This window comes from Cyanobacterium sp., from assembly GCF_054166785.1.
The window spans coordinates 1-22,076 of record NZ_JBSZCP010000059.1 but is presented as its reverse complement, the minus strand read 5'-3'; the positions used below and the strand labels follow the sequence as shown (position 1 = coordinate 22,076).

The following is a 22,076-nucleotide window of genomic DNA, read 5'->3' as shown; positions in this document are numbered from 1 at the left end:
GGTTGGGGTTAGGGTAAATGAAATTTAATTCTCAATTATCAACTATTAATTGTCAATTGTTTATTGCTTTCCGTCATTTGTTGAACAAACTCAGCAATATTGTCACGGTTGAGACGGTAAAGAAGGGGATTCGCCACCAAGTAAGCACTACTTTCAAAAAGGACATCGATTTCTATCAATCCATTTTCCCGTAAGGTTTTACCCGTAGAAACTAAATCAACAATGGCTTCAGACATTCCAGTGATGGGACCCAATTCTACCGAACCATAAAGGGGTACAATTTCCACAGGTAAATCTAAAGCTCTAAAATGTTCCTTGGCACAGTTAACAAATTTTGAAGCGACGATACCATGGGCAGGTAAATCAACAGATTTACGATAGGGGCTATCTTTGGGTACTGCCACCGACATCCGACAATAGCCAAATCCTAAGTCAGCTAAATGGGCAATGTTAGCTTTTTTTTCCTTCAGGACATCATAACCTGCAATACCGAGGTGGGCTTGACCATATTCCACATAAACGGGTACATCTTGCGCTCTGACTAACAACGCTTTGGCTACCCCAGTGGGATCTTCTATTTGTAGTTGACGGTTACTAGAGGATAGAAACAAACTAAAATCTAGTCCTGCTTTTTTGCATAATTCGATACTATCTTTTAATAATGCCCCTTTAGGAAGTGCGATCGTTAACATGGATTTACTTTTGCAATGGTGACTCAACCAATTATTAACTAAAATCTGTCATCGCACAATGGTTAATTGGGGAGATAAAAGGATGAAGATATAAAGTGAACGTGAACAAAACAAGCAAAATCCTCTTAATTCAACGGTTAATAGTTTTGATCTTAACCATTTCTTACTCTAAGGTTAATTAGTCTTTAAACCAATAAAGGTACTCTGTTAGGCGGTGTAAGTAATACTTGGCCGTTATTTCAAGACTACAATTAATACATAGAGTATAATGACTATCAATCTGAATCTCATTGGCACTTATCGCACAGGTATTTTTCAACAGAGTGCGGCAGAAATTCCTGCTTATGATCCCATAACCCAAAGATTATTCGTGGTTAATGCTCAGTCAGCTTCTGTTGATGTGCTAGATATGAGTGATCCCACAAGCCCAATAAAAATTGGAGAAATTGTAGGGGAGAATGTCGGCGGTATTGTTAACAGTGTGACAGTGAAAAATGGTATCGTTGCTGTGGCTGTTGAAGCTAATATTAAAACTGATCCGGGTAGTGTAATTTTGTTTAGCTCTGATGGTGATTTTAGCTCTTTCATAGAACCTGAAAGAATTTTACCCGCTGGGGCATTACCCGATGCCATTACTTTTACCCCTGATGGCAATAAAATTTTGGTTTCTAATGAGGGCGAACCAAATGAAGACTACACCATAGATCCAGAAGGTTCTGTAACTATTATTGATGTTACTAATGGTATTGCTAATGCTACCGTTACTCAGGTTAATTTTAATGCTTTTGACGATCGCATCGAGGAATTAAGAGCATCTGGAGTGAGAATTTTTGGTCCGGGGGCATCGGTATCCCAAGACTTAGAGCCAGAATGGATTACCGTCAGTAGCGATTCTAAAACGGCCTATGTCTCTTTACAGGAAAACAATGCGATCGCCATTCTTGACATTGAAAAAGGAATCATTACTGACATCAGACCTTTGGGATTCAGAGACCATAATTTACCGGGTAATGGCATAGATGCCAGTGATAGGGATGGTGTGATTAACATTGCCAACTGGCCAGTATTTGGTATTCCTCAACCTGATACTATTACCTCCTATGAAGTTAATGGGCAAACTTTTATTGTCACTGCCAATGAAGGAGATGCCAGAGATTATCGTGGCTTTAGTGAAGAAGTAAGGGTAAATAGTTTATTACTCGATCCTGTGGTTTTCCCCAATGCGGCTGAGTTACAAAGAAATGATCAACTAGGACGTTTAACTGTTACCAATACCCTTGGGATAAGTGATAGAGCTATTTTTGTGTCTGAATTAAATGGTGAGCAAGAGGTTGATCCTGTGACCACCGATGCAGAAGGAGAAGCTCTTTTGTGGGTTGATGACGACAGCTTTTTAAACATTAGATTAACGGTTGGAGGGCTCGATTTTGGTCCTTTATTTGGTTTTGCTCCTCTCACAGAGGATACTGGGGATGATGTAACCTTAATTCATATTCATGAAGGAATCAGAGGTACTAATGGTGGAGTAGTATGGGATATTTTTGAGGATCCAGATACCGAGATTGTCATTTCTGATGATGGTACCGCTATTATCACCAGTATTTGGCAAGAAAATACCATCCCCAAAACTCTCCAAGGAGAAGACGCACCTTTCTATTTCAACATCCATACTGAACGCAATGCAGGGGGAGAAATTCGTGGTCAACTCATGGGAGAAATCGCTTACAGTGAAATTTATGCTTACGGAAGTCGATCTTTTTCTATTTATGATCAAGATATTAATTTAATTTTTGATTCTGGAGATCAATTCGAGCAAATTATCGCCGAGCAAATAGAAAGTGGTATTTTGCCTTTTAAAGCCTTTAATGCAAACCATACCAGTAATGATAGCTTTGATACCCGTTCTGATAATAAAGGACCTGAACCAGAAGGTATTGCCATCGGTGAAATTAACGGAGTTCCCTATGCCTTCATCGGTTTAGAAAGAATTGGTGGGGTAATGGTTTACAACATCAGTAACCCTAATGCTCCTCAATTTATTCAATATATCAATAATCGAGACTTTAGCGTAGAGACTCAACTACCTGACGGCTCTACTAATCCTGAAGTGGGAGATTTGGGTGCAGAAGGTTTAATTTTTATCAGTGCAGAAGATAGCCCCAATGGGAAACCTTTGTTAGTGGTAGCTAATGAAGTAAGTGGAACGACAACGGTATTTGAGGTGGAACTACCTACCCCAGAACCTTTTACCCTTCAATTGTTCCACGTTGCGGATCAGGAGGCTGGTACTGCTGCTTTTGAAGATATTCCTCGATTTTCAGCAGTGTTAAATGCTCTTCGTAATCAAGATCTTGATAATGATGGTATTCTTGGTTTTGCTAATACTTTAACTCTTTCTTCCGGTGATGCCTATATCCCTGGTCTATTCTTTGGTGCTTCTCAACAGGCTTTTGGTGGTGCAGGACGGGGGGATATTTTAATTCAAAATGAGTTAGGAATACAGGCGATCGCCTTTGGAAACCATGAATTTGACCTCGGTACAGCTTTAGTCAGAGATTTGATTCTTGGGGATGAAACTTTCTCTGGTACAAATTTCCCTTACCTCAGTTCTAACCTTGATTTTAGTACGGATGCTAATTTGGCTGATTTAGTTGTACCCAATGGTCAAGCCCCTTTACCTAATAGCATTGCTGCCAGTGTAGTTTTTGATGTAAATGGCGAACAGGTTGGGGTTGTAGGTGCGACAACTCCCACGATTCGTAATACTAACGTGACTATTTCTAGTCCTGGAGATGTTACTGTTTTACCAACTCCTTTTGATGGTGTACCAACCCCTGAACAATTAGATGCTCTGGCCGCCGAGATTCAAGCCGATGTGGATGCCCTTATCGAAGCCAATCCCGGTTTAAATAAAGTTATTTTGTTGTCTCATATGCAACAACTTTCCATCGAACGAGAGTTGGCAACTCGGTTAAGACACGTTGATATTATTGTGGCTGGTGGCTCGAATACCCGTCTTTTTGATGAAAACGACCGTCCCCGTGCGGGGGATTCTGTACAGGGAGAATATCCCATTTTTACCACTGATGCGGACGGAAATCCCGTGGTGATCGTTAATACTGACGGAAACTACAAATATGTTGGTCGTTTGGTGGTGGATTTTGATGAGAATGGTATTATCATTCCTGAAAGTTATGACCCTAACATTAGCGGTGCTTTTGCCACGGATGCTCAAGGAGTTGCAGATTTAAATGCAGAAGATTTAATTAATCCTGAAATCCAGAATATTGTTAATCAACTTCGAGATGTGGTAGTTGGTCGAGAAAGTAATATTTTCGGTATTAGTAATGTTTTCCTAAATGGCGATCGCAATAGTGTTCGTACTGAAGAAACTAACTTAGGTAACTTAACTGCTGATGCTAATCTTCTGTATGCTCAACAATTTGATCCTAATGTTATTATTTCCATTAAAAATGGTGGTGGTATTCGTAATAGTATTGGTCGTGAAATTGTACCTACAGGTAGTGTTGGAGAAATTCAATTTTTACCCACCGAAGCAGTTTTCGATGGTGATGGAAACGAAGTTAAGCCCCAAGGCGGTATCTCTGAAAACGATATTATAAATGCTTTGAGTTTCAATAACGGTTTAAGTTTAGTAACTGTCACCGCTCAAGAATTATTAGATATTTTAGAACACGCCCTAGAAGAAAGCACTGGTAGTAATACCCCCGGTCGTTTTCCTCAAGTAGGAGGTATGAGTTTTAGCTTTGACATAGAACAAGCACCAGGCAATCGCATTCAATCCCTCGTTATTAATGATCAAAATGGCGGAATTCTTGATGTAATAGTACAAAATGGCGAACTACAAGGGAATGCAACTCGTAGCTTCCGTATGGTGACATTAGATTTCCTTGCTAATGGTGGTGATGGTTTTCCTATCCCTCAAACTGATCGAGTAGATTTAGTGGGAGATGATTCTTCTCGCACTGGTAATGCAACCTTTGCCCCTGATGGTAGTGAGCAAGATGCTTTAGCAGAATTTCTATTTGACAATTTCCGTGAAACACCGTTTGATTTTGCTGATACTCCTGTGGCTGGAGATACTCGCATCCAAAACTTAACTTTCCGTGAAGATTCGCTAATTCAACCTGTACCCACTCCTCCCTTCATCGTAGAGGATGTCACCAGTGTTACGGGTATTCTTCTTGATTTATCCCAAAACCCTGAAGATGTGGCCGTTCGTCTCGATGATGATACTTTAAATCTCACGGATGCAGCTTTCCATAACATTATTGGTTTGTATCAAGTACAAAATTTCAGTGGGGCAGTAGTTGACATTTTCGATCTAAATAATAATGGCTCTACCACAGATTTATTAAACCCCGGAGATCAAGGTTATGCGTTTACTGCAATTTCTGGAGCTGTTAATAACTTTAATATTGAACTAGGGGCAAACGGAGATCCTACTAAAAATACAACAGCCAATGATTTCGGTGATGTTTTGTTAGAAGGTGGAAAAATTTATGCACCTTTCATTATTGCCAATGGTGGTAATCTAATTCCTAACGGTGGAAATGTTCAAGATGCCTTTGATGCTTTCCTCGGAGTTAATCCTGATAATGTTGGTGCAACTATCGAAAACTTTGATAGTCATGCTGTGGCTTACTTTAGTTTCCTTGGTGCCAACCCTGATAATTCGGCCCATGTTCGTAACTTAGGTAATAATGTCTTTGGGTTTGAAGATTTACCTGGCAATTTAGGGGTTAGTGATTTTGACTTTAATGATGCGGTAGTCAGATTTACTGCTGTTTCTGCTGTAGCAGCTTAATCAATACTCAATCTAAAAAATTATTTTTTTCACCCTTGATTGATTCAGGGGTGATTTATTATTTAAATTTTATTCAAAGCCAATTTTGAGCGAGTTTGAATGGCTATTTCTTCATCCTCATGCTGAAGATTAATTAGGGTTTTTTTGATGATATTTTTCATTTCTTGATTATCAATGACTTGATGAAGATTGGCGAGGGAAACCACGGTGGCATAACGTACTACCCATTCTCCATCTTTGGCGGTAATCAGGAGGGTATCTAATACTTGTTGTTGAGCTTGGGCTAATGTTTGGGGGGGAATGTTTTCCCAGATGATAGTACCTAAACCTTTGGTGGCGGCTCTCCTAACGCTGAGGGAAAAGTCACTGCGGGCGGCTTTTAATAGTAATTCTAGGGCGCGGGGGTCCCCTATTCCTGCAAAGACTCTGATAGCCCATGCCCTTGCCCCATAGTTATAGTCGTCAACGTTTTTGAGCAGGGCGGTTACGGCGGTTTCCCCTAGGGCTATTAGTCCTTCTGTGGCGGCTACGGCGGCACCGGGGTTATTAAATCCTAATACTTCGATGAGGGTGGGGATGGCTAGGGGCGATCGCACTTTAGCCAAATTACTAACAGCTAAAAATAAGGAGGGGGCGGAATCAGCTTTTTCTACGGCTTCAATCAAATCATTTATGGATGGAATAGTCTCTGTCATGGTCAATTTTTAGGACAAAAAGTTTGCTTCAAATTGTGCAGGGGTCAAATTTTGTTCAATGTATTGAGGGTTTGTGGGATTGTAAGGAGCTTGAACTATATCAATAGATAAAATCAGCCCAGAAGATGACAACACAGGTAAATCTGGGTCATATTCCGTGGCTCCTGTTAAACAGCTAGAAAAGCCCCTAAAGGTCATAATTTCAACGTTTTCTCCATTATCCTCGGCTCTGACTATGACCACAAACTGGGGGTTTTCTTTACTATATTCTTCAATTTTCAAGAGTAAATTATCCATTATTCATTGTTTCTATTGTTCAATGGCGATTCTACCTTGTTTGATTAAACGGAAGGCAAGGAAATAAAGTAAATAAATGCTATAAATAATTAAACCCGACATTCCCAAAAAGCCTAAAAAACCTGTGGTAGCGTTGGGATGAAACCAGCTTTTATAATGCCATGGGGCTTCTAACCATGCCCGACAAACCTTTTCCACCGCTGCTTCTTCAGAAAATGTACATCGTAAAAAAGGAGCAAAGGCGATCGCCCCTAGGATACCATAAATAGAAGTAGCCCAACGCCATGAGGTGAGCAGTAAACGTAGGGGGCTTCTTGGTAAATCCCGAATTTCATCGTTAATGTCAACCCAAAACCAAAGACTAATTACAATTAAAATATGTCCCACAAACCAAGCTATGTAACCCACTTGCCACACGGGAATAAATAAATAAATGGCGATCGCCAATAGACTAGCCACCCGCCAAAAAATTAATAATAACCGTTGAATAGAAGCAATATTAGAAAATAAACCCCAAATAGATAGACAAAGGGGAAAAAATAAACAGAAAACTAAAAATAACTTGTAATTAGTCCAGACTAAAGCCCGTAATAACGTATCTTCCATAATAAAAAATTTTAATATTCACCACAAAAAGAGGTGGGATACCCCACCCCTAGCTATTATTAAACAACAAATTGACCAATTAGTCGTCATAGATACGACATTCAGCCGCATCAGGATTATCTTCACAATATTGCTCTAAAGAATTTTTTTTCTTTTCTCCTTGTTGTTGGTGGGAAGCCTCTGCTTGTAGCTCTTCTACTGCATCCCAAGCCGCTGCACAATCCCCAGAAGTAGCTCCTTCAGTGCTACATACTTCCCTAGCTTGTTGTAATTCTTCTTGAATTTTATCTTGTATATTGCTCATAGTTTAATGGTTTATGATTTTATTACACCCTTATAGCTTATAACAGAATTTAAATCTTTGTTATCAAAAAACTACTTTTGAAACTCTGTCTGTCTTCCCAAGGTTACTCTGGGTATATGAAAGAAAAGTTTAAGACTTAATGATATATGACCCTACCTCTAGTATTTTACCGATCATAGAAATACTCATCACATCATCTCGAATAACTCCTTCTACTTCGATGGTGATACCATCCTGCTTCAAATCTTCTGGAGGGTTATATAATTCGTAAGTTTTACCCCCTTTTGTTACCAAAGCCCAAGCACCAACCGCAATGGCTCGGTATTCAACTTTTCCTGAGACTTTAATCATCATAATATTCAAAAAAATAACAGTGGTCCGAATTTTACTCGCTCAATCACTTCCTATGCTTGTTGATACTGCTTAAAGTTGCACTACTGAATCAATTATATCTCAATAGTTCCCTTGCTTCCTGCGGCGGTATATTTTAGGAAATCAGAGCGGTAGTAATAACCACTGTTACTTTTTGTTGACTTTTGAAAATGAAACTAACCGTAAACAGCTTGTTTAACCTCCTTATCTTCACTATTTGATTTTTAATAGTTTTCCTTCTCTACGTTGATATTTAATAGAGTTGCACTGAAAATCAGTTCCTCAATGAACTAACCCAGTTCCCTTGCTCTCAGTTGTAGCACTTTAGGAAAAATGAAACAGAAAACGAAAAGCTGTTTCGGAACTCGAAAGACTGATAACACAACGTATCTTATTCAGTTAAGTTACCTCACTTTTTCAATGGGTTTCTATCGTTGTCTGGTCTAACGGAGGGAAGAACTTTTTTCTTCCATATATATAATATAACAACCTTTTTCCTTCAATGCTATTAGGTTTTACAAAACTTTACATCTATTCTTATCAATTCTAAAATGAGTATTTATACATAATTGTATGTAAATTAACCTTTTTTTCTAATAGGCAACAATGACCACTATGGGGAAGAATGTGTATAAAGCTTTGGGTGAAAAATTGTTTTAATCGTGGGGCTTCTTCGACGGAGGGTAAAAGACTATCTTCCCCTGAAGCGATGATTAATACTGGGGAGGAAAATTGTCGAATTTTTCTGAGATTTAGATGGAATTGGTTGAGTAGTTGAATGCGATTGGATACGGTGAGGGGATGTATGGATTGGAGGGTATTTATAAGGTTTATGCGTTGTTTAGGTGCGATCGCACTTATTTTAACCAAAAAAGGAAATAAAATAAATGTAGTTCCATGGTAGATATTTTCAGGAATAACAGAGGTGATAAAAGTACCAACATTTAACCAACTACGACGATAAAAACTAGAAGCAGAATTAATCAAAATTACCTTATCGAAAAGATGAGGAATCACCTCCAAAAGTTTTAACGCCATACAAGCCCCAAAAGATTCCCCACAAAGATATATCTGAGAATAATTACTTTTATTAATTTCCCTCTCCAAAAGAGATATTAAAGGCGTTAAAAATCCTCGCCAATCCGATGCCCTATCGTGGGTAAAATCAAGACAACGGACTTCAAAATTTTGGTATAAATCCTTTTGGGTTTCCAATAACTTACCACTGCCATCCATACCCGGCAGGTAGATAAATAGGGGCTTTTTTTCTTTACTAATTCTATAGGGTAAAAATTTCATGGGGGAGAATAGGCAATGGAAAATTAATTATTTTGTCTTGAATTGAGGCTATTTTTGCTAAAAAGGACAAGGAATTTTAAAATATACTTTCTCTCCACCATGGGGATGATAAAAGCTAATTTCACGGTTATGGAGATGGAGTCTATGTTTATTATCTCCCATAAAGCCATAAAGGCGATCGCCCTTAATAGGAAAACCTAACCCCATCAAAGAATGTACCCGTAACTGATGGGTGCGCCCCGTCACAGGAAAAAACTCCACCCGAGTAGTAACACCATCACAGCCCATTACCCGAAACCGAGTCAAAGCCTCCTTACCCAGACTATAGTTAACCTCCTGTCGAGGACGAATATCAGGATTTCCCCACAAAGGCAAATCAATCTCCCCTTCATCCACCGTTATAACGCCCCATAACACCGCCTCATATACTTTGTTAACCTTTCTAGTGGCAAATTGTTGAGATAAATCTTTATAACAATCAAGACTTTTAGCCATAACTAATATACCAGAAGTATCTTGATCCAAACGATGAACAGCCCTTAAAAAAATGTCCCCACTTTCTCTCATTTTTAAACGAGATTCTACACTATCAAACTTATCACCCCCTCTCCCCGGTACAGACAATAAACCACTAGGCTTATTCACCACTAAAAAATAATCATCCTCATAGATAATCTCAATTTTATACTCACTATTTTTAGTCGCATTACTTTCTAAACCTGACAACAAAAAGCCCATAATAGGCTGACAACGTTCCACACAAGCAGGGTAAAAATTTCCTGATACCCTTTCTCCATTGGGGGAAGACATTCCCCACCAAAACTCAGCCATTGCTAAAGGTTTAAGACTATTAACCGCTGCATAATGTAGTAACTTTGGGGCGCAACAATCTCCTGTACCCGTAGGAATAAAAGATTTATTAACCAACTCCGATAAACTTAAAGTTTCCCCTGCAAAATTAGTCAGAGAGTAAGCACCCTGCATTTGACTTTGTAATTGACGAGAGAGATTTTTTCTTTCTTTTTTTAACTCTTGAATTTTTTTATCGGCTAAATCTACTTGACTTTTAAAAGCTGATAATTTATCGTGCCACTTTTTTTTAAAGTTTCTTCTCTCCCAGTCATCTTTTCTACTTTCTTGGGCTAAATTATCTAACTCTTGTTTTAATAAATCCCCCTCTAAATTATCCTGATAACTTATTCTTCTTTCATTCCTTTTCTTTTTCCTTTCCCCATGAATTATTCGTAACTTTTGATAATCTTTATTATGTTTATCCAGTAGAAGACTATATTCTTCCCTCACAGACAAACTTTCTAACTCGATAATTTCTCCCTTTATCCTATCCAACTCCGCAAGAGTCATTTTTTCCGCAAGAGCAAACTTTTTACGTCCGGGAATTTGATTTACCCACCCTGATATATTATCCTTTCCCTTCCATAACCCAGAAAAAGCCTTGATAACCTTTAACTGCCCCTGTCTATCCTCACATAATAATACCCCATACATTTTTCCCTCCTCACTAAAACTATTATCCTGCTTAAGATAATTCATCAACTCATAAGCTAGTTTTTCGGCTAGGGTAGTGCGCGGTAGTCGGAGAAGCTGATTAGTTTTTGGACAATATCCTTCATACCAATAAGTAACCTTATCCTCTGTATCTAATAATTCAGGAGGAATAATATTTTCGAGGGAATCAAGAAAACTATTTATCATAGGGGCAAAAAAAAACAAGGCCTGAAAATCAGCCTTGCTTAGTTATGAAGCTGGGATGCTAGGATTCGAACCTAGGAATGGCGAGACCAAAACCCGCTGCCTTACCGCTTGGCGACATCCCATCGTTTGTCACATAAACAATTATAGCGAATCTAACCTATATTTTGTCAAGGTGAATTTTAATTTTTTTTAAGGTTTTTTATTTTAGGGTGCCTAAAGGTCAGATTTTTTGGTAATAATATACTAATTAGGACGGGGAATAGGGAATGGGGAAGGGGGAACAGTTTTTCAAGGTTTACAGTTGTAGATTGATAGACTAATCATCTATATTTTAAGTTAACCCATAGGTATATTACCTAAATTGGATTTGGTATGAGCTAAGGCGTAACCTAAAAAATATGTAATCATAGGGAGTGACCTTGTTTTTCTAATTTAGTAGTTTTATGTTAGGTAATTTCCAGAGTAGTCAATTACGCATTGAGATTGAGGCGGGGGAAGATATTCTTCGTCAGTCAATTTTAGAGGTTGATAACATCAGTAAGTGGTTTTTTCCTTTTCGGTTAGATAAAACGTTATCTTCTCCATTGACTACGGGGGCGAAGTTTAAAGCCTACATCGGCTTGGTGGAGGTTAATCATGAGGTGCAGTGTATCGAAAATAATTGTATTCGTTTTATTCTGAGTGGGGGCATTGATGGTTATCAGGAGTGGTGTTGGGGTGATGGTTGGGTGCAGTCTAGCTTAGAGGGTGTTTCTTTATTGCCTCTGAAGTTGGGACATTCTTTTAATTTACTCAAGTTTCGGGAGTTTGTTGGTTATAAAATGAATCAAGTTAAAAAGGAAAATAGCAAATAGGCAGGAGATTTTGGTTATTCAGCGCACCTTAATTCTTATTTTTTTAGTTTGGTAAAAATATCTTTTAATTGGTTAATGGCTGGATGAGTAGGATCATATTTTATTGTTTTTTCATTTAAACTAATAGTGTGGAAAGGAATAATTTCGATGACGCTATTACTATGGGCGATCGCCTCTATTTGTTCAACAAAGTTGGGAGTCCAAATATTTTCTTTTATGGGAAAATTAGCATTTTTTATTATTACTTTTCTAGCGATTCCGGGTAATAATCCCTCGGATAAAAGGGGAGTAAACCAGCATTTATCTACATATGCCCACAGATTACCTGTGCTAGTTTCTAACCAATTACTGTTTTTGTCTGTTAAAATAGCTTCTTGAAAATCATCTTTTTTTGCTTGATTTAAACATAAGAAAGGAGCTAAATAATTTCCTGTTTTATGCAGTGGTAAAGGGCGGATATTTTTGGTATTTAGAATTACCTTACCCTTGATTCCTTGTTTTTGTTTTTCCTCTAAATTAAGAGGTAATGCTCGACCTAAAATTAATTCCTTCCCATCAGGAAAAATAGTAACTCTTAGTACAGGATAATAATTTATTAAATATTGAGCTTCCTGTTTAATTCTTTGCCAATCAGGCATCACCCAATCAAAAGTTTTAATACTGTTATAAGTGCGATCGCAATGAGCCGTCCAATTAGTCAAAGGATGCTCCAAAGACTGATTATAAACCCTTAAAGTAGTAAAAATTGTTGCTCCATATAAAAATCCGGGGTCATTCACAGGCAAACAAATAGAATCCCCGTCCATTAACTGACCATCAAAAAAAAACATAATTTAACTTACCATAACCGTTTCTTGCCATCAGGAAACACCGTTGCCCAATTAGTCTGCGCCTCCTGCAACTGAATATCATCCACCGAGGCATCCGTTAGATTAGCACCGCACAAATTAGCCTTATAAAGATTAGCCCCTTCCAAATTTGCCTTAGTCAAATTAGCATTACGTAAATCCGCATACTGCAACTCAGTTTTAAGTAAATGAGCCTTCCTTAAATTCGCCCCAGCTAACCTTGCCCGACTAAAATCAGCATGATAAAAATTAGCACTCTCCAAATTAGCCTCCTCTAAATTTGTCTTGATAAACTTAGTATGGTTAAAATTTACCTTTGGTAAACTAGCACCACTCAAATTAAAACCATTAAAACACTGATTACTAAAATCATTACGCCCCATGGCATAGGAACTTAAGAGGGTTTCGGGGGTTATCTTCGTGGGTAACACAGACTTCGATTTACCCTGACGAGCTTTTCTTGCTCTGATAGCCTGTGCTAGGCGAGAAGCACTGGTAGAACGATTTTCTCCATCCCCATACTCTTGGGATTCTGGCTCTTCTTTGGGCTGAGGCTCAACTTTTTTAGGGCTAGAAATTAAACCCTGTTGCAACTCAATATCATAGGGCATCATATCCAAATCATTGATGACTTCGTCCACTTTTCGATAACGATGACGTAAATCTACCTCCAACATTTTGCCCAAAATCTTCGCAAAATTAGGGCTTACCTTCACTTCCTCCTCCCACAATAACTCCCCCGTCACCTCGTCACACAATAAATCTTTGGGGGCTTTACCCGTTAGTAAATATAAACAAGTGGAGCCCAAAGCATAAATATCACTAGAATAGACAGGACGCATGGCTAATTGTTCGGGGGGGGCAAAACCCATGGTACCCACAGCAAATTGAGTAAAGGCTGTTTGACCATAGTTACTAGCTGCCAATTGGGTGTTAACTTGGTCTTTTACGGCTCCAAAGTCAATGAGAACTAACTTTTTATCCTGTTCCCTACGGATGATGTTAGCAGGTTTTATGTCTCGGTGAATCATTTTTATGGAGTGGATGTATTTTAAGATGGGCAACATCTCCACTAAAAAACGCTTAGTGGCATTTTCGCTCAATACTCCATATTTTTGTACTTCTTTTTGTAGGGTAATACCTTTGGCGAGGGTTTGAACGAGATAAAATTTTTTTTGATCCTCAAAATAGTCAAGGAGGCGAGGAATTTGAGGATGATCTATTTTTCCAAGAGTTTTTGCTTCCCTTTCAAATAAATCTAATGCCATACTAAAAGTATCGGGGTCCTCAGCATTAGGTCGTAATTGTTTAATGACACAGTAGGGGTTACCCGGTAGCCGTAAATCCATACCTAAAAAAGTAGAACCAAAGCCACCCTTACCAATTTTCCTTAAGGCTCGATAACGATTATGTAAGATTAAATCACTCCCACAAGCCTGACACTGTCTGAGGTTGGGATGATTTTCGGGTTCAGAACAGGAAGGGTTTACACAATAGCTTACAATCATTCGGCATTTTCCGTTATTGCATTCTCGAATTTTAAGATTTCTCAGGAGCTTTTACCGTGGAAATCGGAGAGGTTTTTATTTTTCCCATAAAATTCAGTTAAGGGTTATGAACCCATTTAATTATTATATGATATTAATGTTCTTTTACTTTGTTGGTACGGCTGAGTTAAGGCTACTATATTATTAAGGATAAGATAGATTAAATTACAGTTATTCAAAAGTTCACCAATATAGTAGAAGGTCACAGAGATTATGGGAATATTTGAGCGCCTTGGAAGAGTTGTAAAAGCCAATGTCAACGATCTCATCGATAAGGCAGAAGATCCTGAAAAAGTTTTAGAGCAAAGTATTCGGGAGATGAGTGAAGACTTGATCAAAATGCGTCAGGCAGTGGCACAGGCGATCGCATCTCAGAAAAGGACAGAACAACAGTATCAAAAAAATCAAGCTGAGGCAAATAAATGGCAACAACGCGCTCAATTAGCTCTCAGTAAAGGGGATGAAGGTTTAGCAAGGGAAGCCCTTGTGCGGAAAAAATCCTTTGCGGATGTGGCAACGAGTCTCAAAACTCAATTGGATTCTCAAAGCACTCAGGTAGATGGTTTAAGAAGAAATTTGGTTACTTTAGAAAGTAAAATTTCTGAGGCAAAAACCAAAAAAGATATGCTCAAGGCTCGTTACAGTGCGGCTAAGGCTAATCAGCAACTGCAAAGCACCATTAGCAATATTAATACTAGCTCGGCTAGTGCGGCATTTGAGCGCATGGAAGACAAGGTATTACAAATGGAAGCGGTTTCCGAGTCTGCAGGGGAGTTGGCAGGGGTAGGAGAAGAATCCCGCTGGGCAGCCCTGGAGGGTGGCTCTGATGTGGATGATGAGTTAGCTTCTCTCAAGTTACAAATGTCTGGCGGTTCAGAACCTACGGCGGCACTTCCTGAAGGTTCACCCCAAGATAGCCATGTGGCTTCTGGCAGTGCTGTGGATGATGATTTGGAAGAGTTACGCCGTCAGCTCAATTCTTAGACGTTATAGGCAGAATTAAAAGGGTTTACGGACATAGATGTGAGGGGGTATAGCCCCCTTTTTTACACCTAGGCTGGGTAAATTCTCAGGCGACGATTCGGCTCATTGCCAAAACTATCGGAGCGCAGACGGTAATGTTCGATCAGTTCATGTTGCATTTTACGCACTTTGGCATTGCGGGGTAATAATTCCACGGGTTGCCCTTGGGGAATAACTATTTGCTCTACGGCGAGTCTAGCTTCTTCTAGGGCTTCTATTTCGTCGTCACTACCTGCTTTGGTAAATAGGCGTAAATCCGCTGATTCTGGGTTGTCTGGGTTGTCCATGTTCACCAGTTTGCGCAGGGCTCTGGTAATTTGGGGGATGCTGTTGGATTTGATGCTATAGATGGGTACTTCACTATTTTTTGCTAACTGAAGTAGTTTCCCATGGTGTTTAACTTGCGATCGCAACGCTAACACTGCATCGGCAGAATCGAGGTCTTTGGTGAGGGAAATGGGCATTTTTAATACGTTAATGACCTGTTCTAACTGCGATCGCCCTACACCGTAAGGATAGAGATATACGGGCCAATCCTCCCCATTGGGGCCAGGAGTGCGAACTTTATTCACCTCATCGGCTTGATACCAAGAGTTGTCCAGAAGTTGGTTAAATTCCACCTGAGCAGGGGTTTCCGTTTTCAGAGGATACATCTTACCCGATGCCCTCAACCCCGTAGGCTTGGCGGGGGCATTCATCATGGTTTCCCACTGGGGTTCAGATACCTTGGAAATCTCACTATTACTGGGGGCTAAATTAGGATCTCTGGTAATGGATACTTGCCCAGCATCATCTACTTGGCGTAACTGAGGAATAATCTGCCTACCGCGCAAAATATTATCCACCGTCTGAGCCACTTCTTCATGGACTACCCACTTTTGACGTTCCCACATTTCCACAGCAATCTCGAAGGTGGGAGGGGCTTTTCTTTCTAGGACAGTTTTTTGAGAACCACGGCGACGGGCTTCATCATCCCCAAGGGTAACGGATTGAATACCACCGATTAGGTCAGAAAGGGTGGGGTTTTTAATTAAATTTTCTAGGTAATTACCGTGGGCGGTGCCCACCAGTTGAACCCCCCTCTCGGCGATGGTACGGGCGGCCAGGGCTTCTAATTCTGTACCGATCTCATCAATGATAATGACCTCTGGCATATGGTTTTCCACCGCTTCAATCATTACCTGATGTTGTAACTCAGGACGAGCTACCTGCATTCTTCTAGCCCTACCGATGGCGGGGTGAGGTATATCCCCATCCCCTGCAATTTCGTTGGAAGTGTCGATAATGACTACCCTTTTTTCTAGTTCATCGGCCAATACCCTAGCGATTTCCCTTAAAGCGGTGGTTTTACCCACCCCCGGACGACCTAGTAAAAGAATGGATTGCCCACTTTCCACCAATTCTTTAATCATTAAGATGGTGCCAAATACGGCCCTACCAATACGACAAGTTAAACCAATAATTTTGTCTTGGCGGTTACGAATGGCACTGATACGATGCAATGTTCCTTCTATACCTGCCCTGTTGTCGGCGCTAAAGTGTCCAACCCGAGGAATACAATGCTCTAAGTCTTCCCTGGTCACTACATCTTCGCTTAGGTAGCAGGTATGATCGACAAATCTTGCTTCTGGTTTTCTGCCTAAGTCTAAAACTATTTCAATGAGATTTTTTTTCTGGGGATGAGAGGCGATCGCACTTTGGATATTTAACGGTAAAATGTGTAAAAGTTTATCGAGATCGTCAGTAATCTCCATTCTGTGGGTGGGCAGTTTTTCTTCCATTCCTTAAATTTCACGGTAAAGACTCATCACCCCCCATGATAGCTTAAATTTTTGTAACAAAACTTAATTATTAGGAAATTAGCGACGAACCATGGACAATTAACAACTACTTTTTACTTTTTATTTACTCCTGCGTCTTATCCCTTACCCCCTTAACAATCCGAGATAGCTCACTTTTTTCATCCACACTAATGCGACTAGGAGAACCACTGATAATCCTTTCATAATTACGGAAAGAACCCTTAATCTCTGGACCATCCTTACTGATGCTATATTCCCTAATACCCTTATCATGCCAAGAACCACGCATCTTAAATACATTAATCGCCCTCGACATTTCCCCTCTAATTTCCACATACTGCAACATTAAAATAGTATCCGTAATGGTAGAAATATGAGATTCAGTAATAGAGTGCGCCCCCATAAACTGATCCGTAGTATTGGTAAAGAAACCAGTAATTTCCTCCTGTTTAGCGTACCCCGTCACCCCAATCACAAATTGACGGAAAGCATTATTACTAACCCCCCTAGCCAAAGCCGACAAAGAATCGATGGCAATGCGACTAGGTTTAAACTCGGCAATCTCTGATTTGATCATCTGTAAATGATCTTCCAAACCAGTGGACTCAGGATAAGAACAAATTAACTTTAGTAAACCCTTGCTCTCCATCTCCTCAAAGTCAATACCCCAAGAAGAAGCATTTCGGGATAACTGCGCCCTCGACTCCTCATAGGCAAATAAAATCGCTTTTTCCCCTTGACGACAAGCCTCTTCCAAAAACTTACTCACCAACATAGTTTTACCAGTACCTGTTGCCCCCGTGGCAAGGATGATCGAATCTTTAAAGAAACCACCTCCGCACATCTCATCAAGGGTTTTAATACCAGAAGAACTACGGGCATTAGAAGAGCGTTGGGTAAGTTGCATAGCCCCCAGAGGAAAGATATTAATCCCATCCCCTGTAATGGTAAAAGGATATTCCCCTTTCATGTGGGTAGTACCCCGTAACTTCAAAATTTCCACCGTGCGCCTTCTTCTTTCTCCTTCCAAAACATTACGCACAATTACCACGTTGTCAGACACAAATTCTTCCACCCCAAACCGTGCCACAGGACCATATTCCTCGATCCTTTCCGTGGTCATAATGGATGTAACCTCAAGGTGTTTTAGTCTGGCTACGAGGCGAAAAATTTCCCTGCGTACTACCGAAGCGGCATCATATTGTTGAAAAACAGCGGTAACAGAGTCAATGGATACCAATTTAGCTTTATACTTATTAACCGCATATTGGATTCTTTCAATGAGCGCTGATAAATCAAAATTTCCTACCACTTCTTGCCCTTCGGGATCTGGGGAAGCGTCTAATATAAATAATTTTCCTTGATCAATCAGGCTTTGTAAATCCCAACCAAAACTATAGGCATTTAGGATAATGTCATTGGGGGATTCTTCAAAAGTTACAAATAAACCGGGGCAGTCAAAATGTTTGATACCGTTGTAAAGAAATTGAACTGCTAAAAGAGTTTTTCCTGTGCCGGATGTACCACTTACTAAAGTTGTTCGGGCGATGGGTAAGCCACCATGGCTAATTTCATCAAAACCTTCAATCATGGTGCGCCTTTTTTTAACACCCTTTGCCCTTAATTCTTCTTTTCTTTCTTTAGTAATAAAATCTTTAGACATTGTTGATATTTGGTAAATTAAAAAAAATTGTTATTTAAAGTTAGTATTTATGGGATGATCAAAAATCATTATCTATTCTCGATCTTTGATTTCTTCGTAGAGTAAATCTAAACCGATTAAAACCTTTTCTCTATCTGATAAATCGCCGATAATTTTTCGTACTGGGGGTGGTAATACCTTGGAAAGGGTGGGAGTAGCTAGGATTTTATCTTCTTCTGCTAGTTGAGGATTTTTTAGTACATCAATCACTTTTAGGGCATATACCCCTTTAAATTCTTCTTCTAAAATGGTCTTTAAAGTCTTTAAGGCTCTGACTGAGTTAGGAGTGTTTCCTGCTACATATAGTTTAAGGACATAGGTTTTTCTTAGGGGACTCATATAATTATATTTGACTAGCTTTTAACTGATTTTTACTATTTTACTCAACTGGTAACAATACTTCAAAGGGTATATCTTCCCTAGGAATTGAACGCCGATACATTTCGCAAAGGTGTGCAATTATATCAATTAGGGCTAAACGATAATCTAAAAGTATTTCTTCATTACGTCCTTCTAGCTTCAATTGTTGGGCAAATTCATCCATTAATTCCATATGAATTTCTAGGATTTGTGAGACGGATAAATCTGCAAAAAAACATTGATTAACAAACTGGTCTATGAGTTGATTTACTTCGTTTTCTTCTCCAAAATAGAGGATGATAATTTCCCGATATTGTGCTGCGAGTTGCTGAAGATATTCTTGGCGTTCTTGGGAGGATAAATTACGATAAAAGTAGTCTGAATTTCTATTGTAATATACTCCTAAATATCCTAGTCTTTCTTTTAGTTTTGAGGCTAATCTTCTTTGTTGTAGTAGTAAAAAGTTTTGTCTTTCTTCGCTTTTTGGGGGGGGAGTGGTTTCTTTTTCTGTGATGGTGCAACTAGGGGCAAGATAAAGAAATTGGGTAATGGCTTTATCTACATGGTTAGTAATCTGTTTGATTTGTTGGGGTTTAATTTTTATTTCCCCGACATGGTAAATGATAGATTGATTCTGTTTAGAGGGAATTTCTTGGGTTAGGTCGGTTTGATATTCTCCTTCTTCTATGATGGGATATTCGGGAGATTCGATGATGACGGCGGGTAAAATCAGACCTTCTTCGTAAAGGTTGATGATAATTTTTTGACTAAGGTTGTTGTAAATTATTACTAAGCAATCTATTTGTTCTTTATTTTCGATTACAAAGTGTTGAAATTCGGTGTCTGATTCTATGATGTGGAGGTAATGGCGATCGCCCGATTCCGTGGCACCTTCATCTTTGAGCCATGCAACGATGGACTCACTAACGGCAGAATCTGGGGCAAAAATACAGATATATAGTCGAGAGGACAAGGGGTTTTATGGGGTAAGCTGACTGATAGTTATAATATCCTACCTATAATATACTAGCCTGATTAATGATTAATAATCAATTTGGGAATAGATTAATTTGATTTTGGGGTGGTATTTAGTCTAATGGTGGTAATCCCCCCAATTTATCGGGGGGTAAAATATCGAGAACAGAAATTTATCCTGAGATATTACTTAGATGAAGTTCCTTGTTGGTACGTTTAATTAATCCTGAGAGAACTTTTCCTGGTCCTACTTCTACTACTTCGGTGATTCCATGGTTAGGAAAATTTAACATTATTTCCCGCCAGCGCACTCCCCCCGTCATTTGCTCAATTAATCTTTGTTTTATTTGTGATGCAGATGTACTAGGAATTGGATCCACATTGGACATAATGGGGGTGGTGGCATCCTTGAAAGTGATGGTATCTAATACTTTGGTAAATTCCGTGGCGGCTTGTGCCATGAAAGGGGAATGAAATGCTCCCGAAACGTTTAACTCAACGGCTTTTTTTGCCTGTACTTTGTCCAAAACCTCGTCAATGGCTTGGGGTTTACCAGAAATTACTACCTGTCCTTCACTATTATCGTTGGCAATGACCACATCATGGCTAGAGGCGATCGCACTTTCTAATATATCACGATCGAACTTCATCAATGCTACCATCTTCCCTCCCTCTGCGGTACTCATCAACTCAGCCCGACGTTTTACCAACTTTAATCCTTCCGCAAAATCATACACCCCTGCGGCATAGAGAGCCACATATTCTCCTAAACTATGGCCGGCCACTAAGTCAGGTTGTTTACCCTCTTGTTTTTGCAAATCAACCAAAATACACTCCACCGTATATAAACAAGGCTGAGTATAAATAGTTTGAGAAAGCCTTTCATCCCCTGCTTCACACACTTCTAACACTGACCAGCCAAGAATTTTTTGAGCTTCCGTAAACTTTTGTTTCCCTATTTCTGTATCCTGTAAAGATAAACCCATGCCCTGAGCCTGTGAGCCTTGCCCGGGAAATACCCATGCGATTTTTGTCATTTTATATACATTTTTTATAACAGTATCGCTGAGACATTATAGTTCATCCTAGGGAGGTGTGAAAACTATTATAATATACTTATCTTAAAAAAAATCTTCAAGACCGTTAAAAAGTATTTTTTATAGCTAACCTTAAGATAGTCAAGAAGTGAAAAAATAATCATTAAATTATATGAATATACAAGGTCAATTTAATAATCCCTTATCAGTGACAATGCTTCAACACATTGAAGAATTAACTCTCGGAATCCCCATCAAAAATTTTAATCCCACGATGGTAAGTGCTGAATTTTTGCAGATGGGAGGTGTGATTCCCTCTGACTGGGAAGTAACCCAAACGCCCATTATTAGCCCCAGTGGTACTCAGATAATATATCAAAATGGTTTAAAGATTGTTGCTCAACCTGGAATAATTAACTTTATTGAGGGTTTGGGTAATAAGGATATGAAAGACTTAAATGTTGCCAACGTCGCCATTAAATACATTGAAAAATTGTCCAATGCTCAGTACCAAGGCTTAAGTATTTGTCCCAAAATTATCGTACCTTTTTCTGGAGAGGAGAATGCGGGAAAAAAACTTATTAATAAAGAATTTTTAAAATCCGGTAATTGGTCAGAATTTGAAGGTGTAGAACCCCAATCAGCATTAAATCTCTTTTATAATTTACAGGGATGTAGTTTAGCTGTAAATATTAACCCAGCAAGACTTCAGCAATCAAATAATATAGTAACCCCAGCCATTCTTTTTGCAGGAAACTTTACCTATAAATTTGATGCTATTCAAGGTACAGAAGATAGATTGAAAATGCTCACAACAAAAATTAATTCTTGGCAAGAAAATTTAAATACTTTTCGAGTTTTAGTTAATGAAAAGTTTTTACATCAAGCTATTTCGTACCAAGAGAGTCTTTTTAATAATTAATAGGGATTGAACAATATTCAACCCCCAAAGTGACAAATTAGCAGTTACCTAGGCATATCAAACAGGTAAACTGTTAATAACATTATTTATCTGATTGAGGGTAGCGGGGGTATTACCCACAGAAGATAAAAAGTCAAAACCTATTTTTTCTGCCTCTTCTCCTACATATCTTGAATCCATGCCAAGAGAGTTTAACTGCT

Annotated in this window: 18 protein-coding genes, 1 tRNA gene and 1 pseudogene; 4 read left to right on the top strand and 16 right to left on the bottom strand. The window is 39.1% G+C overall.

The features are described 5' to 3' along the window. Nucleotides 1–38: 38 nt before the first annotated feature. Entirely contained in the window at nt 39–692 is a 654-nt protein-coding gene (gene hisG / locus ACXITR_RS12125) for an ATP phosphoribosyltransferase (RefSeq protein WP_457997478.1), read from the bottom strand. Nucleotides 693–960: 268 nt separating this feature from the next. Here hisG and ACXITR_RS12120 point away from each other — a divergent pair. Further along, a pseudogene (locus ACXITR_RS12120) lies at nt 961–5,520 on the top strand (choice-of-anchor I family protein); the annotation flags it as partial. Nucleotides 5,521–5,582: 62 nt separating this feature from the next. Here the strand turns inward: ACXITR_RS12120 and ACXITR_RS12115 are convergent. From ACXITR_RS12115 to ACXITR_RS12080, 8 genes are all read right to left on the bottom strand, one after another. Then, nucleotides 5,583–6,215, bottom strand: a complete 633-nt coding sequence (locus ACXITR_RS12115) for a HEAT repeat domain-containing protein (RefSeq protein WP_457997477.1) — start codon at nt 6,213–6,215, stop codon at nt 5,583–5,585. 9 nt (nt 6,216–6,224) lie between these two features. Further along, nucleotides 6,225–6,512, bottom strand: a complete 288-nt coding sequence (locus tag ACXITR_RS12110; protein WP_457997476.1) for a DUF7734 family protein — start codon at nt 6,510–6,512, stop codon at nt 6,225–6,227. Nucleotides 6,513–6,524: 12 nt separating this feature from the next. Then, nucleotides 6,525–7,118 carry a DUF3177 family protein gene (locus ACXITR_RS12105; protein WP_457997475.1) on the bottom strand — a complete coding sequence of 198 codons (594 nt, stop codon included), beginning with the start codon at nt 7,116–7,118 and terminating at the stop codon, nt 6,525–6,527. Nucleotides 7,119–7,197: 79 nt separating this feature from the next. Then, on the bottom strand, nt 7,198–7,422 hold the full coding sequence (locus ACXITR_RS12100) for a CP12 domain-containing protein (protein WP_457997474.1): 225 nt from the start codon (nt 7,420–7,422) through the stop codon (nt 7,198–7,200). Between the two features lie 129 nt (nt 7,423–7,551). Further along, a complete protein-coding gene (locus ACXITR_RS12095) occupies nt 7,552–7,776 on the bottom strand; it encodes a hypothetical protein (protein WP_457997473.1) in 225 nt (74 codons plus the stop codon). A gap of 564 nt (nt 7,777–8,340) precedes the next feature. After that, nucleotides 8,341–9,093, bottom strand: a complete 753-nt coding sequence (locus ACXITR_RS12090) for an alpha/beta fold hydrolase (RefSeq protein WP_457997472.1) — start codon at nt 9,091–9,093, stop codon at nt 8,341–8,343. A 57-nt stretch (nt 9,094–9,150) separates the two neighbouring features. Next, on the bottom strand, nt 9,151–10,806 hold the full coding sequence (locus tag ACXITR_RS12085; RefSeq protein ID WP_457997471.1) for a pseudouridine synthase: 1,656 nt from the start codon (nt 10,804–10,806) through the stop codon (nt 9,151–9,153). A gap of 50 nt (nt 10,807–10,856) precedes the next feature. Further along, a tRNA-Gln gene (locus ACXITR_RS12080) sits at nt 10,857–10,928 on the bottom strand. A gap of 321 nt (nt 10,929–11,249) precedes the next feature. Between ACXITR_RS12080 and ACXITR_RS12075 the strand changes: the two genes are divergently transcribed. Then, the gene (locus ACXITR_RS12075; protein ID WP_457997470.1) at nt 11,250–11,660 is read left to right on the top strand and encodes a hypothetical protein; all 411 of its coding nucleotides are present in this window, start codon (nt 11,250–11,252) and stop codon (nt 11,658–11,660) included. A 35-nt stretch (nt 11,661–11,695) separates the two neighbouring features. Here ACXITR_RS12075 and ACXITR_RS12070 read toward each other — a convergent pair whose 3' ends face one another. Further along, a complete protein-coding gene (locus tag ACXITR_RS12070; RefSeq protein ID WP_457997469.1) occupies nt 11,696–12,490 on the bottom strand; it encodes an aminotransferase class IV in 795 nt (264 codons plus the stop codon). An 8-nt stretch (nt 12,491–12,498) separates the two neighbouring features. Beyond that, on the bottom strand, nt 12,499–14,016 hold the full coding sequence (locus tag ACXITR_RS12065; protein WP_457997468.1) for a protein kinase domain-containing protein: 1,518 nt from the start codon (nt 14,014–14,016) through the stop codon (nt 12,499–12,501). Nucleotides 14,017–14,268: 252 nt separating this feature from the next. Here ACXITR_RS12065 and ACXITR_RS12060 point away from each other — a divergent pair, with 252 nt between their 5' ends. Next, on the top strand, nt 14,269–15,039 hold the full coding sequence (locus tag ACXITR_RS12060; RefSeq protein ID WP_457997467.1) for a PspA/IM30 family protein: 771 nt from the start codon (nt 14,269–14,271) through the stop codon (nt 15,037–15,039). Nucleotides 15,040–15,107: 68 nt separating this feature from the next. Here the strand turns inward: ACXITR_RS12060 and ACXITR_RS12055 are convergent, their stop codons facing one another. The 5 genes from ACXITR_RS12055 to fabD form a co-directional block, all read right to left on the bottom strand. After that, nucleotides 15,108–16,859: a R3H domain-containing nucleic acid-binding protein gene (locus tag ACXITR_RS12055; RefSeq protein WP_457997466.1), complete on the bottom strand. Its 1,752-nt coding sequence runs from the start codon at nt 16,857–16,859 to the stop codon at nt 15,108–15,110. Nucleotides 16,860–16,983: 124 nt separating this feature from the next. Continuing rightward, a complete protein-coding gene (gene kaiC / locus ACXITR_RS12050; protein WP_457997465.1) occupies nt 16,984–18,543 on the bottom strand; it encodes a circadian clock protein KaiC in 1,560 nt (519 codons plus the stop codon). A 72-nt stretch (nt 18,544–18,615) separates the two neighbouring features. Next, nucleotides 18,616–18,921: a circadian clock protein KaiB gene (gene kaiB, locus ACXITR_RS12045; RefSeq protein ID WP_069790679.1), complete on the bottom strand. Its 306-nt coding sequence runs from the start codon at nt 18,919–18,921 to the stop codon at nt 18,616–18,618. A 40-nt stretch (nt 18,922–18,961) separates the two neighbouring features. Next, the gene (locus tag ACXITR_RS12040; protein WP_457997464.1) at nt 18,962–19,915 is read right to left on the bottom strand and encodes a circadian clock protein KaiA; all 954 of its coding nucleotides are present in this window, start codon (nt 19,913–19,915) and stop codon (nt 18,962–18,964) included. A 175-nt stretch (nt 19,916–20,090) separates the two neighbouring features. Continuing rightward, a complete protein-coding gene (gene fabD, locus ACXITR_RS12035) occupies nt 20,091–20,954 on the bottom strand; it encodes an ACP S-malonyltransferase (protein ID WP_457997463.1) in 864 nt (287 codons plus the stop codon). 172 nt (nt 20,955–21,126) lie between these two features. Between fabD and ACXITR_RS12030 the strand changes: the two genes are divergently transcribed. Next, nucleotides 21,127–21,876, top strand: coding sequence for a hypothetical protein (locus tag ACXITR_RS12030; RefSeq protein WP_457997462.1), 750 nt, complete (start codon nt 21,127–21,129; stop codon nt 21,874–21,876). Nucleotides 21,877–22,076: the final 200 nt, after the last annotated feature.

Coding starts and splice junctions, on each gene's coding strand:
- hisG (WP_457997478.1), bottom strand. CDS start 692: ATGTTAACGATCGCACTTCCTAAAGGGGCATTATTAAAAGATAGTATC.
- ACXITR_RS12115 (WP_457997477.1), bottom strand. CDS start 6,215: ATGACAGAGACTATTCCATCCATAAATGATTTGATTGAAGCCGTAGAA.
- ACXITR_RS12110 (WP_457997476.1), bottom strand. CDS start 6,512: ATGGATAATTTACTCTTGAAAATTGAAGAATATAGTAAAGAAAACCCC.
- ACXITR_RS12105 (WP_457997475.1), bottom strand. CDS start 7,118: ATGGAAGATACGTTATTACGGGCTTTAGTCTGGACTAATTACAAGTTA.
- ACXITR_RS12100 (WP_457997474.1), bottom strand. CDS start 7,422: ATGAGCAATATACAAGATAAAATTCAAGAAGAATTACAACAAGCTAGG.
- ACXITR_RS12095 (WP_457997473.1), bottom strand. CDS start 7,776: ATGATGATTAAAGTCTCAGGAAAAGTTGAATACCGAGCCATTGCGGTT.
- ACXITR_RS12090 (WP_457997472.1), bottom strand. CDS start 9,093: ATGAAATTTTTACCCTATAGAATTAGTAAAGAAAAAAAGCCCCTATTT.
- ACXITR_RS12085 (WP_457997471.1), bottom strand. CDS start 10,806: ATGATAAATAGTTTTCTTGATTCCCTCGAAAATATTATTCCTCCTGAA.
- ACXITR_RS12075 (WP_457997470.1), top strand. CDS start 11,250: ATGTTAGGTAATTTCCAGAGTAGTCAATTACGCATTGAGATTGAGGCG.
- ACXITR_RS12070 (WP_457997469.1), bottom strand. CDS start 12,490: ATGTTTTTTTTTGATGGTCAGTTAATGGACGGGGATTCTATTTGTTTG.
- ACXITR_RS12065 (WP_457997468.1), bottom strand. CDS start 14,016: ATGATTGTAAGCTATTGTGTAAACCCTTCCTGTTCTGAACCCGAAAAT.
- ACXITR_RS12060 (WP_457997467.1), top strand. CDS start 14,269: ATGGGAATATTTGAGCGCCTTGGAAGAGTTGTAAAAGCCAATGTCAAC.
- ACXITR_RS12055 (WP_457997466.1), bottom strand. CDS start 16,859: ATGGAAGAAAAACTGCCCACCCACAGAATGGAGATTACTGACGATCTC.
- kaiC (WP_457997465.1), bottom strand. CDS start 18,543: ATGTCTAAAGATTTTATTACTAAAGAAAGAAAAGAAGAATTAAGGGCA.
- kaiB (WP_069790679.1), bottom strand. CDS start 18,921: ATGAGTCCCCTAAGAAAAACCTATGTCCTTAAACTATATGTAGCAGGA.
- fabD (WP_457997463.1), bottom strand. CDS start 20,954: ATGACAAAAATCGCATGGGTATTTCCCGGGCAAGGCTCACAGGCTCAG.
- ACXITR_RS12030 (WP_457997462.1), top strand. CDS start 21,127: ATGAATATACAAGGTCAATTTAATAATCCCTTATCAGTGACAATGCTT.